Raw genomic sequence first — 16,920 nt, forward strand, 5'->3', positions numbered from 1 at the left:
GCAGTTCACTCCTGTGGGGTCTCACCTGTCCCACTGCTTCCGCAGGAGTCTCGCACCCTTTCGCTCTAATCAATTTTTTTCAATAGTTTATCTAATCAAAACCTATGAAACGAACAACATTTTTTTAGAAAGGCTCTGTTAGTTGATATTGTTGATATTCGTGTATAAGAAAGGGACTTTCTATTGGAAATCCCTGTTCTTTTTCTATAATGTATTATTATTGATACTCAGGATGATTATGACGTGTGCAACCAAATAGATAACATGCTGTCTGGATAGATGTATCAAATTTCATGATGGGAATATAACCAGACGAGATTTGTTCAAACATTTGTTCATACTCTGTCTTTTCATCAAGTAACTCTTTAATGTTGACTTCTTTATCGTTTTCTGACCAATCTTCATCGCATTCTTCTTCATATGCTTCTTTAATTTCTTCTATTTTTTGATTGATAACTTCATTCAGTATTTCATGAGAACGAGTTGTATTATTTAATTTCAGCATCGAATAAACATATCGACTAATCCAATTAGGTTGTTTCCAATAAACATTCCAACCCTTTTCAAACCATCTTATAGCTTCTTTATAACAACCCAAATCTACATATAAATCCGCCACATCAACTTCACCGACAAACTCATCATCATTTTCAGAAAATGTATCAAGTTTAAGTTTTGCATCACTAATATTTCCTAATTCAATTAAACACTTTACATGACTATACATTGCATAATCAGAGTTTTCTGAAGCCAGAAGAAAATATTTTGAAGCATCTTTTATGTTACCAAGATGATAATTAGCAACAGCTAAATTATTATAAGAAGTTTTGGAAGGGAAGATAGAGATTGATTTCAGTAAAATATCTTTTGCGTATTTCCACTTTTCTTGCCTAATATAAATTTCACCTAATAAATTATATGGAAAATGTGAAGTAGAATTCATATTTATTGCTTCTTCCACTAAACCACGTGCTTTTGTGTCATCATATTCTTCATAACAATATACCCAAGCAAGATTAGTTAAAGATTGTACATTTCTTGTTTCGTATACTGCTTTTTGAAATAACATTAATGCATCTTCATATTCATTTTTTTCAAGTAAATCAATTGCTTTTTGATTGATATTCAAATATTTCCCCCTCTTGTTTGCAGTTTAAATTCAAAGGTCAAAGACTGATAGCCTTATCTTATCATGGGTAACATTAGTAGAGAATAAGCAACTATCCACAATCATTTTACTTATAGTAGTATTTTCGTTACGGTGCTTAATAATTTCTAAGAATTGAAACCAACTCATATAACAACTGCTCAAAAAACATTTCTATGTAAAAGCGGCCGTCCTAATCTTTCACTTCTAAAAGATTGGAACGGCCTATTTTTGTCTTATTTCTTAAGCTGTAAATGATTCAATACGACGGTTGCCATCGCATCGATAAATGCTGGCTTTGCATTTGGCATTTCTGGTCTAAAGTAAGTTGCGCCAATATCATCAGTCACAACTTTACATTCATAATCATTATCATAAAGAACTTCCAAATGATCAGCCACGAACCCAACTGGGGTATAAATAAATGCTTCATAGCCTTTTTCATTATAGAGATCTCTAGTTAAATCTTGAACATCTGGTCCAAGCCATGGATCGGGAGTATTCCCGGCACTCTGCCAGCCTACAGCATAGTGTTTCACACCTGCTTGTTCAGCAATTAATTCAGCAGTTTCTTGAAGCTGCTGAGGGTATGGATCACCCAATTCTTTAATTTTTTCTGGTAAGCTATGTGCAGATACAACTAGAACATAATTGTCTCTTTCAGCTCGTGTCATTTTGTCAATCTCTGCTTTCACACCATCCACCCAAAATTGAATGAATTTCGGCTCATTATACCAGCTTTCTATCGATGTAATAGTGGGTCCGCCAATCTTTTCTGCTGCTTCTTTGGCACGCCCATTATACGATTTAATACTAAAAGTAGAGAAGTGTGGAGCCAGAACAATACTGACAGCTTCTTCAATGCCATCTTCATGCATTTGCTTAACAGCATCTTCAACAAAAGGTTCAATATGCTTCAAACCGATATAGGATTTAAACTCATACTCATTTTGAATTTCATTTAAATGATTTTGTAATGACACAGCTTGATCCTCAGTAATCTTAGCTAAAGGAGAGATTCCGCCAATCGCTTCATATCGACCTTTAAGATCTTCAAGCATTTCATCCGTTGGTTTTCTTCCATGTCTAATATGAGTATAATAGCTTTCGATATCTTCTTCCCGATACGGAGTACCGTATGCCATTACTAATAATCCGATTTTTTTCTTAGCCAAATTGTCCACCTCTTAACATTTGTTTCGAAATCATCCAGTTTTTCCCTCTTACTATTTTGCCATCTTTTCAGCAGAATACTCATGTACAAAAGCTGTAAGCCTTTTCAACGTTTCAGGTTTTACTTCAGGGAATACACCATGACCAAGGTTATATATGTATCCAGGCTGCTTCATTCCCTGATCAAGAATCGCTTTTGTCTTCGCTTCAATTACTTCCCAAGGCGCAAGCAGCAGCGCTGGCTCAAGATTTCCTTGTACTGGTTTGGAAACGCCCAGTGCTCTTGCCTCTTGAATTGGCAATCTCCAGTCAAGCCCAACTACATCTAAAGGAAGATCATGCCACTCTTTCACTAAATGGCTTGCCCCTACTCCAAACATAATGAGCGGCACGTTTTCTTCCTTCAAGGATGCAAAAATCCTCTCCATTACTGGCTTAATATAGTAGCGATAATCTTCTACGTTTAATGCACCAACCCATGAATCAAAAATCTGAATCGCTTTTGCCCCAGCTTTAATTTGTGCCTTTACATATGAAATCGCCGTATCAGCCAGTTTATCCATTAATGCAAACCATGCTTTTGGCTCTGAATACATAAATGCCTTCGTCTTATGATAGTTTTTAGAAGGTCCGCCTTCAATCATATAGCTTGCTAAAGTAAATGGAGCACCAGTAAAACCTATGAGAGGTACGTTTAATTGTTCTTTAGTTAATAACTTAATCGTCTCGAGAACATATGGTACATCTTCTTCCGGATCAATTTCTCCCAATTTCTCCACATCTGCAAGTGATTTAATTGGATTATCAATAACAGGACCAATCCCGGATTTAATCTCTACATCCACTCCAATTGCAGGCAACGGAGTCATAATATCTTTATACAAAATCGCTGCATCGTTGTTATATTGCTCCACCGGCAACCTTGTGACATATGCACAAAGTTCAGGTTGGTGAGTAATTTCAAATAACGAATATTTTTCCTTAATCGCTCGATATTCCGGTTGTGAACGGCCAGCTTGTCTCATATACCAAACTGGGACATAATCCGTTCTCTCTCCCCTAGCAGCTTTAAGAAATGTATCGTTGATTGTAATTGACATTTATAGTATCCACCTTTCGAAACTTATCCTCATATCATTGTAATATATCTATGTAAAAAATAGAAACCTGTAGCCTATTATAACTCCTATCCAAATTTACTATAACTTTTTTCATTTAAAGTTGTACAGTTGCTTCTAGGAAATGTCGAAAAATTGACGTTTTTAATTCATTCAAACTACTCACATTAGATTTCCTGTTCATTGTAAGGAAAGGTATAATGAAAAACAAGAGGTGATTCATAGATGAATTTATATATTACGAGTGGAACACGCAATTTTTTAAGCATCATTAAACAGAAGCATACTAAGAAACCAATGGTGATGATGCAGAATGCGCAAGACACATTATTAGTCCATGAAACACCAGGAAAAAGCATATTTCAACAACCAAGATCTTTTAAAATCATCAACTCAGAGGGCACTTTGCGAAACGGCGGGTTTGCCGTTTTTAATTATATTCCCCTCACTGACGAAGCAAAGCCGATCTTTGAATACAATAATAAAAATCTTTCTGAGAAGTTAGCTCATCTGTCTGGACTACAAGCAGTACGAGTGCTAGAACCCTTGAAAACGAACACATTCCTTATACTCACCATCTGGGACAAAGAGACTCATTTCAAAGATTGGGAGGCGACTGATGCATATAAGGACATGCAATCGGGAACTGAGTACACCCAACTGCTATCGTCACCAGCATATGCTGCAAAGTATTATATACAAAAAGATGAAGAATAGGTTGAACAATAACGAAATAGCCCCTTCACAGAGAAGGAGCTATTTTTTATATTAAGAACATTGCCACAATTGTTGTTGCAGCAAGTCCGATTACCACAGGTAAAAAATTTCTTCTTGCAAGTTCAAATACATCAACATTACAAATGGCAGCAACAGGGATGATTGCCCATGGAATAATTGTACCTCCGCCAATGTAAGACATAATATAAAAACAAAAGAGCACAGCGTGTATAAGAAGTGCTACCAACACACTTATACCGTTCGCCTAATGCCCTAGGCAAACATTTGCTGTACCCTAAATGTAGTTTAGTACATTCTAGGGTTCTTAGCAACGGTTTGTATGCCAGGTGAATCGTTGCTTTTTTGTTTCCTTGGGGAGACATTTATTATGAAGAAATGTATTGACGTAATAGCAAATGAAGAATCATATATTAACCTTTCCACTTTTAAAGATATAGAAGGCATGAATAAGACTATCCGTACAAATAAAGACATCATAAGAGCCACTGTAAAGCGTTCTGACGTACAGGTTAGACTTATTGCATTACTGGAGCTTTTAAAACGTCACAGTTGCAAGCAATTAGGTGTGAGCTATATGTCTAAAAATACGATTGCCGACAAGCTAGAACTCTCTTATAAAACCGTGCAGCGTTTAATGAAGAAACTAGAAGACCTCGGCATGATCCGCCAGGTATCAATGAAGCGTAAAAAGGATATGTTGCAAACTGCAAATGCAATAATCATTCAACCTGTGCAAGATGATGTGTCCGACAAGACACCGCCTAAAGAGTCCGAGAAGTGTCCTACTAAAACAAAACCTGTTTCTTTAAAACAAAATAATAAAAGATTAAATAAACGTAATAGATCCGTGGAACTATCATCAGCTAATTTTATAGCTCATTGGGTTCCAAAAGCATTTGCAGATTTCACAAGTAATTTTTATTCAAAAGCTGAAACTATACAAGAGTTTTGGAAAGTAGTTAAACAGTGTAATAGAGTAATTGATTATGAGAATGATAAAAGAGCATTTACAGGTGATCAAGAGCTTCAAATAGGCGTTAAAGCTTTCAAGGAGTTTGTAATGAAGTTGAAAGCAGGCACGAGGATGATTAAAGGGGAATTTGCCTACTTCAATGGGATTGTAAATAAGCTTATGGACAAGCTTTATTTTGATCATGATTTCGTTTCACAATGACTTTGCAATTTCAACAAGTAGATCCATGAGTAACGGAAGCATTTGCACAAGGATATAGCCTAAACCAGCTTTCTGAATCATTTCAAAACCTTTGTCTGAATTACCAATCATAACGAATAGGCCGCCGCCTAACATCACGACAAGAGAGATTGGGTAGCTAAGAGCTTTAACCAATTCAACTAAAGGATTAAAGGCATTTATAACCTTTGCAGTTACTACACCATCAATGGCAGCTGCAGAAGCTAAGGAAACATCACCGAATGTTAGGGATAGAATTGTCACTCCAGCTACTACACATATTTTTACCATGGGTTTCCACTCGACCTTTTGCTCAACTGCTGGACTGTTCATAAATTCTTTGATGCTCATCGTCTTTGTCTTTTTGAACATAATAATCGCTCCTTTTAATTAAATTCGTTGGCCAAGTAGATTCGAGTCTGCAATCCATCTGATAATGCTAAAAGTTGTTTTTTTCTATAATCGGTTGTCGTGATCCAAATAAATTTAGGCTGTTTTTCAAACACTTTTAATTCTATAAGCCTTTTGTATTTCTCGATTTTCACCTTATTCATTGACATTTTTTGTTCGTTGTCTACCTCAATAATGTGGAAGGTATTGGCCATAGTAAAAACAGCATCAGCAATAACTGTCACTTCATCCTTTACTGATAACTTAATCTCACTTTTCCATGTGGACGGACATCCATAAGAAAGGTATAGGGAATTTCGCATTAAATGATGGGTGATTTGATGAGTCTTTTTCAGCACTTTTGTTGACCCAACCCTTTGCCGTCCTTCTGCATTTAGATAATATATATTTTCATTTAAACGGACCACATTGAGATAATCTGATAAGGCTTTTAACACTCGATTAGCATTTCTGGTACCGCCTAAACGATGTAACTTTTGTATTTGTGAACGACTAAGAAAGCCCAATTTCTTCAAGCTCAAGAGTATATTTTCGTGCCTTTGCTCCTTTGTTAAAGTTGCTAACATAGTCATCATCCTTTCTCGCTCTATAGGTGATATTCGGTTTGATTGTTTTATCAATAAATTTATTTGTAATATATGGTGTCTGGACTACACTTCTTTCATCAGCCCAATAGATTGCTCTCCCTGGTATCCTAGGTAAAATTTCCGCCCCATCTGCATCTAACACAGCTCTACTAGCTGCGGCAGTTCTTAATCTGAAACATACTTGTGCATTTACTGTTTGACGCACCTGTGAGCTTATAGCTTGATTAGAAGGGTATTGAGTACAATAGACAGTCCTAAAACCTGCCCCCCTTCCTCTACGGCAAATATCCTCGATAAGCTCCTGACAGTCTTTATCATTTGCTATATCGGCAGCTTCATCAATTACAACAAAATATCGTTCAGGAAAACCAGCTTCAGCTACATCTTCATACCCTCTTTGAAGCAAGAAATTTATACGCTCATTCATCATGGATTGTGCTTGTTTTAATATCTTTAACGCTTCCTTTTTATCTTTTGCAAGCCCTCTAACTTGCTCTAACCATTTGAATCGGTTAAATGCTAAGCCTCCCTTAAGATCAATTAGAAAGAAATTAACATTCTTTATTTGACGTGCTGTTAGAGTAGTGATGATATTCTTTAGGAATACTGTCTTTCCATACCCAGGACTCCCAGCAACAATTAAGTTATATTCAGTTTCAAAATTGTGCTTTATTAATTTTTCTCTAGTGATACCGACAGGAACTTCCCAACCACTAACCTTTTTAAATAACTCTTTTTCATAAAGGAAATTATTAGTTAATGGCGCAGTCCAAACTTTAAACTTCAACATCCCATCAAACGAAAGCTCTATATCCTTTATCTGCTCTTTCTTTTTCTGAAGTATTTCTCTAATTTGAAGAATTGGATTAGTTTTAAGGTTAATGCTTTTAACATCACTGAGATTGATATCTGGTAACTTAGTCTTTGCATTAATACCATCTTGAAAATGATCCAATTTTAGTTGAAAATCATTAACTGACAATCCTTGTGGAAGTTGAAACACATACTCTACATAGTTTTCTTTGACCGTTCTTCTGTGAATACGTATCTTACTCCCATCCTTTGATACAAGCCCTGCATTATCAGCTATGCGGACAAACTTCTGAGTATCATTCCCTCCCATCCCCAATTTGTATAAATAAGATGCTCCCACTACTCCACCAACGAGCGCTGATGAAATGACTTCTGCTATCACATGTAGCACCACCCTTCCCTTTGTATATTCGTAGAATAGTCCCATTTAAAAGGAATATCGATAGTCTACCTTGAACCATCGTTATGACAGGATTTCAACTATTCCTTTTGGAATACTAGCCTAGAATTTTAATTGGAATATTCATCTGGAATAGTAAATGTATATGGGCGAATGACTTGAATATTGCATGTACATGAAATTTTTCTTTAATTTTTATGAAGCTATTCATTAAAGGAAATTAAACGCAATTTCAAGAAATAGTAGTATAAGGATGTGAAAATACATATGATTAAAGGAAATCGAATAGATTACTGGATGGAAGAGCAGGGGTTAAAAAATAAACATGTGGCAAAAGCATGCGAGGTATCTGAACAAACATTTTCAAAATGGAGACAAAATAAAACTCAACCATCACTAATACAAAGTGGTATAATCGCTAAAAAACTCAATGTTTCTGTCGATGATTTGATTGAATGGGAGGAATCATAAACTTGAAAAAAATAATTTTACTGATCTGCTTATTATTTTTAGCAGGATGCTCTAATATTGAAACATCAGGAGAAGAGGTCGATGAGCTCGAGATTTTTGTAAGCTCATATAATAAGGCTGCTAAAACTCTCGAAGAAAATTCTAACCTTCTTATTAACCAGCTTAATCCCTCAAATTTTCAAGAAATAGAGAGAACTAAGGATGGTTATGGTTTTAAAAGAATATTAGATAATAGCATAAGTGATGAAACAACAACTATGTTTACTCTTGAAGTTTTTTATGATAATGATAAAAATATTATCGGATACCAAGTTTATAGTGTTGGAAACTTAAAAAAAATTATTAATGATGGAACTACTGAGTATTCTACACCTGGAATAGCATCAAGCTATGCGATTGCAGATGTTCTATTTGATGATGTAAAACAATTCAGTGATCACTTTTTAAACATAATGAATAGTGAAGAGGAAGAATTTTATTATGAAGAAAATGGTTATAAAGTTTCAATGACATTTAAAGCTGATATTGGAGCAATTGCAATTAAATTTATGAAGACAGAATAAAAATAACCGTCTCATTACGAGGCGGTTTTTAATATCCTTAATGTTCTCGGCTGCCCTTCTTCCCAGCAGACGAAACCTTTCTTTCTTAATGAATGTAATATTCCACTCACTGTGGAAGAGGAAGCAAGACCTAATTCCTTAGCTATTTCTCTATAAGATGGAGAATAATTGTTTTCATTTACATAATTGATAACAGCATCCAAAGTCTCTTTTTGTCTCTTCGTAAGTTTGTTATGCATTACTGACCCCTCTTTGTCTCGTTGGTTTAGCAACTGATAATACCCCATCAAAAGTAAATGTCCTCAATTGTTGTTTTTTCAAATCATAAGCAAGAATACTATCGACATTTATTTTTCTCACTATTACTGATCTATAAGTTAATTCCCCTTTGTTGTTAATATAAATTAAATTGATTGTATTACTTCCCTCAATTGAGTATTTAAACAAATGATTCATCATTATCAGCTCCTTAAATATAATATTATAGGAACAACCGTTCTATTTCAAGTTGATTTTAGAACAAATGTTTGTATATAATAATTATATAAGGAGATGGATTTATGATTCGTGACCGTGGAAAAATGAAATGGCAGGGTGCGTTTTTTATGCCAGAGCATGTCAAACTACTTGGAGATATACAAACAGATTCAAATAAACAAGCAAAGCCGCAGCTGGATGAACAAGAGCTCGAGGAAATCCAAATCATTGTCATGGAGTCTCTCCAATACACCCTTCCTATAAAAATAACTACTTGGAAAAATGGATTTTTTAAACACTCAACTGGGATTGTTGATACTGTCGATATGGTTAAAATGCAGATTAGATTTGAGGTTAACGAAGAGAAAATCTATATACTGATCGAAGATATTACTTCTGTCGAAAGGGTTTAATTATGACTAGGATACCTGAAAATGACCGCAATATTATTGAGCAGGCCATATACTTACCCATGATAGTCATTATTCTTGAACGTGATTTGCAGATTATTGAGAAGGCACCATTTAAAATTAATCGTCCTTATCTTACGCTTGTGGAAAATGCACTGAAGAAGGTGCAGAGGGACCAAAAAGAAGTAAGGGTTAAGATGAGGAAAGGTAATATGAAGGTTCATCAAGTTAGTCGTGATGATACCTTCACCATGTTTTCATTTCTATATAAGGGATTTGAGGAACAGCATAATTACTTTAATCCACGACTTAAGAATAAATGCGAAGAATTATTAAATTATTATTTCAATCAAGATTTCGTCGAACTTTGAACTATTAGGTTTTGTTGAGAAAGGAGTCACTTATAATATTTCCACAAGTGAAAGTGAGGTCATTGTATTAGACAAGTGGACAAATTAAATTAAATGGAATCGTTGTACTTTATAGAAACAATAGAGGGCTAAAAAGTTATTAATTTAGAAATAAATTAGATTTTAAATCTATACCTAAGTATTTCTTCCTAGAAGTCAAAACCCTCTAAGAGATAGAGGGCTTTTAATTTATTGTATTTATTTTCAAATTTATTTTTATATAAATAAATCGTAATAGCTCATCTATCGTCCAATAAATAATTACTATTATAAGAACCACGGCCGCAGATTCCAAGAATAGGAGACTTATTATATCAGAGTAGTCATTATATATTAAATAAAACATCACAATAGCTGAAATGGAAAATAATGTATATATTATCAATCCAACTATTCTTTTTAACAGATATATTTTCAAAATAAAATCTGAAAATAGAGAAACTGGTAATGCATAACAGTACATTACAATAAAAATCCCAATAACCCAAGCCAGTGAGTATTCAATATCCTGGAGATTAAAAAGCAAATAAAAAACAGCAATAAATGTGATAGCCATTGGCGTTAAAAGTTTCCTAGTTATATACATTATATAAATCATATTACTTAAAAATTAACTTTTTTAGCCATACACGACATAATTAATACCAATACCAAATAAATCAAAGAAGTTTCTATGCTTATCAAAGAAGACTAGAGCTCTTGAATCTCCTGGATAAGTGCCTATATGTAGTTCATGTGAAGGCGCGGTATCATGATATCCTTCTATCCTATAGCTACCATTCTTATAAATTTTAGCTGTATAATCATAATCAATTGGTGGAGAGACGATAAGTGGGATTTTAACTGCATGTTTATAAGTGTAAGAAGCCCAATCACTCCCGGTTTTAGTATTAGTTAATTTCATCCCTGTATTCGGTTCCTTAGCACTACCATTTTGTTTTCCTTTTGCATCATAACCATATGTCCTGCTCACATCTTTTTCCAAATGAAGAAATCTAGTCTTTGGTCCAAAAATTACGGCCACTGTAGATTTTGTTCTATATTGATCTGAGAAAAAATTAGGGTATACTCTACCGTCACCATGAAAGGTTTTATATTTCGATACTTTAGATATTGGATTAGGTGCACGATTCATTGGAATGAATGTTTTATAAATTAATATATAACCAGGTCTATATTCTATAGCAGGTGATATTCCAGCTGAAAAGGGATTAATATTCATATCTAATTCGACTTCATTTTTTTTAATATTATCTTCTAAATTATCTTCTAATGTTTTAATGTTATAACCAATAGAATAAGGCTTTTTAGAGAGTTCCTTTTCTTGCTTACTATTAAACTTCACATTTTCTTCTTCTGCTTTTTCTTTCAACTCCGAAATTTCTTTCTCACTCAGTTTTTTGTATCCTCTAAATTCATATGAATATTCTTTACCTGGTTCTATATTTTTATCAATATATTCACCTGCAGATACTTGCCCAACTAATTCTGCATTTTTGTAAACTTCATATGTATCGTAATCATTAGGGAGATTTCCCCAAGTGAATTTCACTTCATCTTTTCCAATAACAGCTTCTACTGTAGCATCGTTTAATATGCTCTCCTTAACTTCTTCATTCGATTTTTGGTTGCCAGTTACATTATTTAATGTGGAAAAAGCCCCTTTATTAAAAGACACAATTTTATTAGTAGCTGTATTAACCCTTACAAAATCTATTATTTCTTTTTTTTCATTATAAGCAACAATTTTATACTTATATATATGATCAGGTTCTAAATTATTTATTGTGTGTTTGTTTTCTTTCCCTTCCCAGATTAATACATCTTGTTTATAATCTTCTAAGTATATCTCGTATTCATAACCTACTTCGTTCCAACTTAATTTAATAGTAGAATCGGTAGGCGACACAGTAATATCCCAATTGCTTTCAGCTAGTATATTATTAGAATTAGCAAAAAAGAAACAAAAAGATAAAAAAAGGAGTATCTTTTTTAACAATTTATCCCACATCCTTCATGAAAATAATTAATTTTATTATTATAATGCAACAAAAATTATGTTATATTATCAATTGTATCAAGTCAATAACATATTTGTAATATTAAGGAGGAAATACCATTGAGGTTTTTCAATAAAATTATTTTAATTACCTTTATAACTTTTATTTCTAGTATATTCTTATTGGACGAATCATTTACAAAAGCTGCTACTTCTTTAACTTATAAAGGAAAAGTAAATTACCAAGTATCAAATACATACACTTTCTCAACTACAGCAAAAGGTACTCTTACAGTAAAAGATCAGACTGAAAATAATCCAATAGAATATTATATTACATCACCAGACAATGTCATCTATGTGAGTGGTGACGTGATTCCCCCTGGAACATATACAATTTCATTCCACTCAGGGGAAGAAGCTTTTATAAACTATAATATTACTCTAAGTGGTTTAAGTTTTAGTGATAGTTCATCTACAGTACTTCCAACAATGAATATATCTAAACCCGATTACTACCTTCGCTTAACAAAAGGTGCACTAGATACCACAGTTACAGGTTCAACTAATGCAACAATTGCATCTGTTACACAATTTAATGGAAACCCTATCGTTATAGAAAATAACTTCTCTAAAAAGGTAAATGTAGGGTTTGGTCATAACTTTGTTGATTTTTATGCTGAATTGAATCAAAACTCCATACTAGATTCTCGTCAGGTAGTCTCACCAGGAATAAAAAGACTAGGTGGAAACAGTCGATACGAGGTTTCTGCTAACGTAAGTAAAGAATTGTCTTCATGGGGCTTTAATTCATCGACAGTAATCATTGCTAATGGTGAAGCATATGGTGATATTATCCCAGCTGTTAATCTTGCAGTAAAAGAACAAGCTCCAATCTTAGTGACACCGTCAGATGCCTTACCAAATGCAGTTAAATCTGAAATACAGAGACTTAAGCCTTCTAATGCAATAATTTTAGGTGGTGTATTGTCTGTAACTAACGAGGTTGAAAATGAACTTAAGCAGCTTGGTATAAAGTCAATCGAAAGAATTGCAGGAGATAGTAGATATACTAATGCAGTTGATACAGCTAAAAGAATAGTTGATGAATCAACAGACACAGCAATTGTGGTAAATGGAAACGCAATTGGAGACATGTTATCAGTGGCATCTGTAGCCGGTCAAAGAAAAATACCCATTCTATTAACTGGTAATGCTGATAAACTCCATTCTTCAGTAGATAACTACTTAAGTCAAAACCCTCAAATTAAAAATATTGTTATAGTAGGAGGACCTTTATCTGTTTCTGAAAATGCAGAAGCTAAGCTTGCTACGTATGCGAATGTCGATAGAATAAATGGAAATAGTAGATTTGAGATATCTGTTAATGTTGCAAATTACTTTATGGTAACTACTAATAAATTTGTAATTACAAACGGAATGAATTACCCTGATGGAATGATTGGTGCACCACTTGCAGCAATGAGAGGATACCATATATTATTAACTCAGCCCGAATCTTTACCAAATGTTGTTGATTCTTATCTAGTAGCAAATAAAAGTAATTTAGATAATGTCTATATTTTAGGCGGACCTTTATCTGTTTCAAATGAAATCGAGCAAAGAATTAATAGCTTAATTAAGTAAAATTTAAAAGCCAAGACCTGATTACAAATGGGCCTTGGCTTTTAATAATTTTATTTTACTCTTAAAACTTGTCCAATACGAATTGTATAGTTAGCATCCAAGCCATTCCAACTACGAATTCCAAATTAAGTTATGATGAAGAAACTCGCGTTTTATTACGGATTAATTATACAGCAATTAACGGAAGAAGATTTATAAGCCCCTCTCGAATGAGAAGGGCTTTTATAACTAAAGGGCAGGTTATTTGAAGAAGGAATAATTAAATCTTTATTGAATATCAATAGGTGAATGTTTGATGGAAAAAGGGAGAGTTCAATTTTAGGGACAGTCATTGCGGTTAGTTTAAGATGATTAAATACGATCTTTTTAAAGCGGAGGCCATAGGAAGAATATCAAAAAGATAGTTGCAATTACCAAGAAGAATCGAGGAGATTAAATTAATGAGTAAACCTGTCATTCGAACTTATATAGATTCAAGTGATTTAAAACGAATGCAGAAACTTACACAAGCTATATGGACACTGGAATCTAATTACCATATTGGCGATTTAGCTTGGCAACGCCATCGACACGCTGGGCGTGAGGATGAATGGATTACTGCAATTTGGGAAATGGATGATAAACCAGTGGCTTGGGGATGGATAAAACTACCTGGCAGTTTAATGTTTCAAGTTGACCCTAATTTTACTGAATTATCTAAGGATGTCATTGATTGGTTTGATAAAATAACTGAAACCAATGAACAAAGGGTAACCGTCCTAGAAACTGAGTCTCATCTTATTTCAGCCTTAGAAGATTCTTTATTCAACCCAGTAGAAGAAACTCCTGAAGTCCTATCAAAAATTTCATTAGATAGCTGTCCTTTCCCTGTTAAATTGCCTGATAAGTTTAAAGCTCGACATATCAAGGGCTCTGAAGATTTAAAGAAACGAGTGGCAGTACATAGGGCTGCATTTCAATCATTAAGAGTCACAGAAGAAAGTTACTTGAATGTTATGAATGCCTATCCTTACGATTCATCTCTTGATTGGGTAATAGAATCCCCAAATGGCGAGTTAGTAGCATTTTGTTTAATTTGGTTTGATGAAGTTAACAAGGTTGGATTACTGGAACCTGTGGGAACGGATCCGGGATTTTGGAGAATGGGGTTAGCTAACTCGGTTTGTAAGCTTGCTCTCAATGCGTTGAGTGAAAAAGGAGCAAAAACTGCAATTGTTGTTTGTACTTCCCCGGATACCTATGAATTTTACAAGTCTATTGGGTTTGAACAATTTGCTCAAACAAAATCATTTCATCGTCTTAAAAATACAAATAATAATTGAACTCTAATTAAAAATTGGAGGAAACTCCCCATTAAGTTTAATAAACTTCGCTTTTCTTCTTCAACTAACGGGTGCTTTAGTTTAAGAGCCCCCTCTCAATTTAGAGGGGGTATTTATTATTTCACTCTTAACTTTTGATTAGGGTAGATAGTATATTTTGAATCTAGCTTGTTCCAGTCACGAATTTGTTTAATCGTGCTGCCATGTTTCTTGGCCAATTGTGAAACAGTGTCACCTGATTTAACAGTGTGATATTTTGTTGTGGAGGCTACTTTAACATTTTGGCCAATTTGAAGATTTTTCTCATCGATGCCTGGATTTAACTTTCTTAAATTAGAGACTGTTGTATTGTATTTCTTGGCCAAAGAATAAAATGTATCGCCTTTTGCAATCCTGTAAGTCTTAGATGAAGTATTTGGCTTAGATTCTGATTCCTTTTTCTTTTTCAACTTATATACTTTGACTAAACCATTAACATGACCGCGGGCAATCTTGTTAATGAACGCTGATTGCTTTAAATTGTCTGCGTCAGATTTACGGTCAATAAATCCGTTCTCTGTAAGGATAGCCGGCATATGGCTTTCTCGCAACACGTGTAAATTTCCTTTTTTTTGTCCTCGATCATTAAAGCCTGTTTCTTTAATAACAGCATCGTGAATTGCATCTTGGATTTCAAGCGTTATTCCTTTAACGCCAGGATAAACGAAATCCTCATACCCTTCACCGCCACCAGCATTTACATGCGGCGATACAAAAACATCAGCTCCCCATGCGTTTGCTTCATCTGTTCGCTGTTTTAATGAACGTGTTTGGTCGCCTGTACGGCTCATTTTAATCTCTACATCTTCATATTCTTCCAAATAAGCTTTTATTTTCAATGACATTGATAATGTTAATTGTTTTTCATAAAGACTGTTACCAACTGCCCCCGGGTCTGTGCCTCCATGTCCTGGATCAATAAAAAATTTTACCATCCCAATCCACTCCCTTATTTTGTTTTTTATATAAAAAAGCCACCCTTTAGGGCAGCTTATTTAAGATTTTCTTTTTCCAGCCAAGCTTTTTGTTGTTTAGCCTTATCCGTAAATCCATAATGGTTTTTATAAATGGTGTACAAGTTTACACCAAGAAATATTCCTGCTGATAAAACTACACCAAATGCGTTAATACTCGACTCTGTAAGCCATTGAAACTGGATATTTAGCGTCCCTAGAAACAGCATAATCGCTGATAAAAAACCTACGATTTGAGCAACTACATCTTTAATCATTTTGATTCCTCCCGTTTAATTTGATCGATACGTCGATGGGCTTGCTTGGTGGATTCCTCCACACGAGTAACACGCTCTCCAAAATCATTCATTCGTTTCTCGTTTGTTCTAAAGTCAACTTTGATATCCTCTACACCTTGAACGATATGGTCCAATCTAGTTTCAATTCTTGTATTATGTTTGATATCATTCTTGGTTTCTTTACTCTTATTGAATTGTAAAGTAAGGAGGCTTAGTAACAAGCCCCCAATTGCAATTAGTACCCCTAGTTCAATGGTCAATGATGATCACTCCTTCTAAGCCAAAATAAAAAAGCCTATTCGGCTCCTGTCTCTTTCTCTAATAATGCTTGTACATCTGCTTTCCATAATGATGGAACATTATCAATATCCCATAAACCTACTTTAATTAAATCCACATAAACTTTAACCAATCTTATTCAGCTCCCATCAGTGCATTAATAGCTTCTGCAAGCGCTAATTGCATTTCTGTTTTATCTCGCACTCGCATTAAATCCATTTCTGCTAGCGCTAATCTAATTTCATCTAAATCAGTAGGTATATATGGTGGTTCAGGAGGATTCTTTTCGTCTTCTGAAGCCGTTTCTATCCATATCAACGCAATAGGATCAAAAACAGGATTCCAACAAGGTTGTGGCACTGGAATATCAGTGTACTGTTCAGGAATATTTTGACCCCATTCAACTATAATTTCTTCTCCTGGGATCCATACGCCAGTATGTTTATCATATTTATAACAAGTTCTCATCTCA

The 16,920-nt window shown here is 34.3% G+C and carries 23 protein-coding genes and 1 pseudogene; 8 read left to right on the plus strand and 16 right to left on the minus strand.

All coding sequences use genetic code 11. The features are described from left to right. Positions 1–217: 217 nt before the first annotated feature. The 4 genes and pseudogenes from J2S17_RS03400 to hemE all read right to left on the minus strand — a co-directional run bounded on the left by J2S17_RS03400 (position 218) and on the right by hemE (position 3,420). Positions 218–1,129, minus strand: a complete 912-nt coding sequence (locus tag J2S17_RS03400) for a tetratricopeptide repeat protein (protein ID WP_307471930.1) — start codon at positions 1,127–1,129, stop codon at positions 218–220. 30 nt (positions 1,130–1,159) lie between these two features. Further along, a pseudogene (locus tag J2S17_RS03405) lies at positions 1,160–1,300 on the minus strand (IS1595 family transposase); the annotation flags it as partial. Between the two features lie 83 nt (positions 1,301–1,383). After that, entirely contained in the window at positions 1,384–2,322 is a 939-nt protein-coding gene (gene hemH / locus J2S17_RS03410) for a ferrochelatase (RefSeq protein WP_307471931.1), read from the minus strand. Between the two features lie 51 nt (positions 2,323–2,373). Further along, positions 2,374–3,420: a uroporphyrinogen decarboxylase gene (hemE, locus tag J2S17_RS03415; protein ID WP_307471932.1), complete on the minus strand. Its 1,047-nt coding sequence runs from the start codon at positions 3,418–3,420 to the stop codon at positions 2,374–2,376. A 243-nt stretch (positions 3,421–3,663) separates the two neighbouring features. On the opposite strand from hemE, the gene J2S17_RS03420 reads away from it, so the two are divergent. Beyond that, the gene (locus tag J2S17_RS03420) at positions 3,664–4,155 is read left to right on the plus strand and encodes an antibiotic biosynthesis monooxygenase family protein (RefSeq protein WP_307471934.1); all 492 of its coding nucleotides are present in this window, start codon (positions 3,664–3,666) and stop codon (positions 4,153–4,155) included. A gap of 46 nt (positions 4,156–4,201) precedes the next feature. On the opposite strand, the gene J2S17_RS03425 is transcribed toward J2S17_RS03420, so the two are convergent. Continuing rightward, entirely contained in the window at positions 4,202–4,357 is a 156-nt protein-coding gene (locus tag J2S17_RS03425; RefSeq protein WP_307472223.1) for a hypothetical protein, read from the minus strand. Between the two features lie 183 nt (positions 4,358–4,540). Here J2S17_RS03425 and J2S17_RS03430 point away from each other — a divergent pair, with 183 nt between their 5' ends. Further along, positions 4,541–5,350 (plus strand): helix-turn-helix domain-containing protein, encoded by an 810-nt coding sequence (locus J2S17_RS03430; protein WP_307472212.1) that lies wholly within the window; start codon positions 4,541–4,543, stop codon positions 5,348–5,350. Here J2S17_RS03430 and J2S17_RS03435 read toward each other — a convergent pair. The 3 genes from J2S17_RS03435 to J2S17_RS03445 are packed head-to-tail and all read right to left on the minus strand — an operon-like array spanning position 5,342 to position 7,519. Next, entirely contained in the window at positions 5,342–5,740 is a 399-nt protein-coding gene (locus J2S17_RS03435) for a hypothetical protein (RefSeq protein WP_307471936.1), read from the minus strand. The two genes, J2S17_RS03430 and J2S17_RS03435, sit on opposite strands and share 9 nt — an antisense overlap. A 14-nt stretch (positions 5,741–5,754) precedes the next feature. Further along, complete coding sequence (locus J2S17_RS03440; protein WP_307471938.1) at positions 5,755–6,345, minus strand: replication-relaxation family protein; 591 nt, start codon at positions 6,343–6,345, stop codon at positions 5,755–5,757. Then, on the minus strand, positions 6,272–7,519 hold the full coding sequence (locus tag J2S17_RS03445) for an FtsK/SpoIIIE domain-containing protein (RefSeq protein WP_307471939.1): 1,248 nt from the start codon (positions 7,517–7,519) through the stop codon (positions 6,272–6,274). Before J2S17_RS03445 ends, J2S17_RS03440 begins: the two co-directional genes overlap by 74 nt. Positions 7,520–7,846: 327 nt before the next feature. Here J2S17_RS03445 and J2S17_RS03450 point away from each other — a divergent pair, with 327 nt between their 5' ends. Both J2S17_RS03450 and J2S17_RS03455 read left to right on the plus strand, forming a co-directional pair. Then, complete coding sequence (locus J2S17_RS03450; protein ID WP_307471941.1) at positions 7,847–8,050, plus strand: helix-turn-helix transcriptional regulator; 204 nt, start codon at positions 7,847–7,849, stop codon at positions 8,048–8,050. A 2-nt stretch (positions 8,051–8,052) separates the two neighbouring features. Continuing rightward, entirely contained in the window at positions 8,053–8,613 is a 561-nt protein-coding gene (locus J2S17_RS03455; protein WP_307471945.1) for a hypothetical protein, read from the plus strand. Positions 8,614–8,627: 14 nt separating this feature from the next. Here the strand turns inward: J2S17_RS03455 and J2S17_RS03460 are convergent, their stop codons facing one another. After that, a complete protein-coding gene (locus tag J2S17_RS03460) occupies positions 8,628–8,852 on the minus strand; it encodes a LexA family protein (protein WP_307471947.1) in 225 nt (74 codons plus the stop codon). Continuing rightward, positions 8,845–9,069 (minus strand): hypothetical protein, encoded by a 225-nt coding sequence (locus J2S17_RS03465; protein ID WP_307471950.1) that lies wholly within the window; start codon positions 9,067–9,069, stop codon positions 8,845–8,847. Before J2S17_RS03465 ends, J2S17_RS03460 begins: the two co-directional genes overlap by 8 nt. A 104-nt stretch (positions 9,070–9,173) precedes the next feature. Here J2S17_RS03465 and J2S17_RS03470 point away from each other — a divergent pair, with 104 nt between their 5' ends. Next, complete coding sequence (locus tag J2S17_RS03470) at positions 9,174–9,503, plus strand: YolD-like family protein (protein ID WP_307471952.1); 330 nt, start codon at positions 9,174–9,176, stop codon at positions 9,501–9,503. A gap of 2 nt (positions 9,504–9,505) precedes the next feature. Next, positions 9,506–9,871, plus strand: coding sequence for a YhjD family protein (locus J2S17_RS03475; protein ID WP_307471955.1), 366 nt, complete (start codon positions 9,506–9,508; stop codon positions 9,869–9,871). A gap of 658 nt (positions 9,872–10,529) precedes the next feature. On the opposite strand, the gene J2S17_RS03480 is transcribed toward J2S17_RS03475, so the two are convergent. Continuing rightward, the gene (locus tag J2S17_RS03480; protein ID WP_307471957.1) at positions 10,530–11,909 is read right to left on the minus strand and encodes a fibronectin type III domain-containing protein; all 1,380 of its coding nucleotides are present in this window, start codon (positions 11,907–11,909) and stop codon (positions 10,530–10,532) included. Between the two features lie 120 nt (positions 11,910–12,029). Between J2S17_RS03480 and J2S17_RS03485 the strand changes: the two genes are divergently transcribed. Together J2S17_RS03485 and J2S17_RS03490 are read left to right on the plus strand one after the other, a co-directional pair. Next, entirely contained in the window at positions 12,030–13,556 is a 1,527-nt protein-coding gene (locus J2S17_RS03485; RefSeq protein ID WP_307471960.1) for a cell wall-binding repeat-containing protein, read from the plus strand. A gap of 440 nt (positions 13,557–13,996) precedes the next feature. Then, positions 13,997–14,878 carry a GNAT family N-acetyltransferase gene (locus J2S17_RS03490; RefSeq protein WP_307471962.1) on the plus strand — a complete coding sequence of 294 codons (882 nt, stop codon included), beginning with the start codon at positions 13,997–13,999 and terminating at the stop codon, positions 14,876–14,878. 116 nt (positions 14,879–14,994) lie between these two features. Here J2S17_RS03490 and J2S17_RS03495 read toward each other — a convergent pair whose 3' ends face one another. The 5 genes from J2S17_RS03495 to J2S17_RS03515 are packed head-to-tail and all read right to left on the minus strand — an operon-like array spanning position 14,995 to position 16,916. Further along, a complete protein-coding gene (locus J2S17_RS03495) occupies positions 14,995–15,852 on the minus strand; it encodes an N-acetylmuramoyl-L-alanine amidase (protein WP_307471964.1) in 858 nt (285 codons plus the stop codon). Positions 15,853–15,908: 56 nt separating this feature from the next. Further along, complete coding sequence (locus J2S17_RS03500; protein WP_307471966.1) at positions 15,909–16,148, minus strand: phage holin; 240 nt, start codon at positions 16,146–16,148, stop codon at positions 15,909–15,911. After that, the gene (locus J2S17_RS03505; protein ID WP_307471968.1) at positions 16,145–16,429 is read right to left on the minus strand and encodes a hypothetical protein; all 285 of its coding nucleotides are present in this window, start codon (positions 16,427–16,429) and stop codon (positions 16,145–16,147) included. The genes J2S17_RS03500 and J2S17_RS03505 overlap by 4 nt, the downstream gene beginning before the upstream one ends. A gap of 35 nt (positions 16,430–16,464) precedes the next feature. Beyond that, positions 16,465–16,581 (minus strand): CD1375 family protein, encoded by a 117-nt coding sequence (locus J2S17_RS03510; RefSeq protein WP_307471971.1) that lies wholly within the window; start codon positions 16,579–16,581, stop codon positions 16,465–16,467. 2 nt (positions 16,582–16,583) lie between these two features. After that, positions 16,584–16,916, minus strand: coding sequence for a YomQ N-terminal domain-containing protein (locus tag J2S17_RS03515; protein ID WP_307471973.1), 333 nt, complete (start codon positions 16,914–16,916; stop codon positions 16,584–16,586). Between the last annotated feature and the right edge of the window lie 4 nt (positions 16,917–16,920).

Source organism: Cytobacillus purgationiresistens (assembly GCF_030813235.1).
Classification (GTDB): domain Bacteria; phylum Bacillota; class Bacilli; order Bacillales; family Cytobacillaceae; genus Cytobacillus; species Cytobacillus purgationiresistens.

Bases quoted from the DNA above. Each gene is read 5' to 3' on its own strand.
- hemE (WP_307471932.1), bottom strand. From the start codon at position 3,420: ATGTCAATTACAATCAACGATACATTTCTTAAAGCTGCTAGGGGAGAG.
- J2S17_RS03420 (WP_307471934.1), top strand. From the start codon at position 3,664: ATGAATTTATATATTACGAGTGGAACACGCAATTTTTTAAGCATCATT.
- J2S17_RS03425 (WP_307472223.1), bottom strand. From the start codon at position 4,357: ATGTCTTACATTGGCGGAGGTACAATTATTCCATGGGCAATCATCCCT.
- J2S17_RS03435 (WP_307471936.1), bottom strand. From the start codon at position 5,740: ATGTTCAAAAAGACAAAGACGATGAGCATCAAAGAATTTATGAACAGT.
- J2S17_RS03440 (WP_307471938.1), bottom strand. From the start codon at position 6,345: ATGTTAGCAACTTTAACAAAGGAGCAAAGGCACGAAAATATACTCTTG.
- J2S17_RS03450 (WP_307471941.1), top strand. From the start codon at position 7,847: ATGATTAAAGGAAATCGAATAGATTACTGGATGGAAGAGCAGGGGTTA.
- J2S17_RS03460 (WP_307471947.1), bottom strand. From the start codon at position 8,852: ATGCATAACAAACTTACGAAGAGACAAAAAGAGACTTTGGATGCTGTT.
- J2S17_RS03465 (WP_307471950.1), bottom strand. From the start codon at position 9,069: ATGAATCATTTGTTTAAATACTCAATTGAGGGAAGTAATACAATCAAT.
- J2S17_RS03470 (WP_307471952.1), top strand. From the start codon at position 9,174: ATGATTCGTGACCGTGGAAAAATGAAATGGCAGGGTGCGTTTTTTATG.
- J2S17_RS03475 (WP_307471955.1), top strand. From the start codon at position 9,506: ATGACTAGGATACCTGAAAATGACCGCAATATTATTGAGCAGGCCATA.
- J2S17_RS03490 (WP_307471962.1), top strand. From the start codon at position 13,997: ATGAGTAAACCTGTCATTCGAACTTATATAGATTCAAGTGATTTAAAA.
- J2S17_RS03495 (WP_307471964.1), bottom strand. From the start codon at position 15,852: ATGGTAAAATTTTTTATTGATCCAGGACATGGAGGCACAGACCCGGGG.
- J2S17_RS03500 (WP_307471966.1), bottom strand. From the start codon at position 16,148: ATGATTAAAGATGTAGTTGCTCAAATCGTAGGTTTTTTATCAGCGATT.
- J2S17_RS03515 (WP_307471973.1), bottom strand. From the start codon at position 16,916: ATGAGAACTTGTTATAAATATGATAAACATACTGGCGTATGGATCCCA.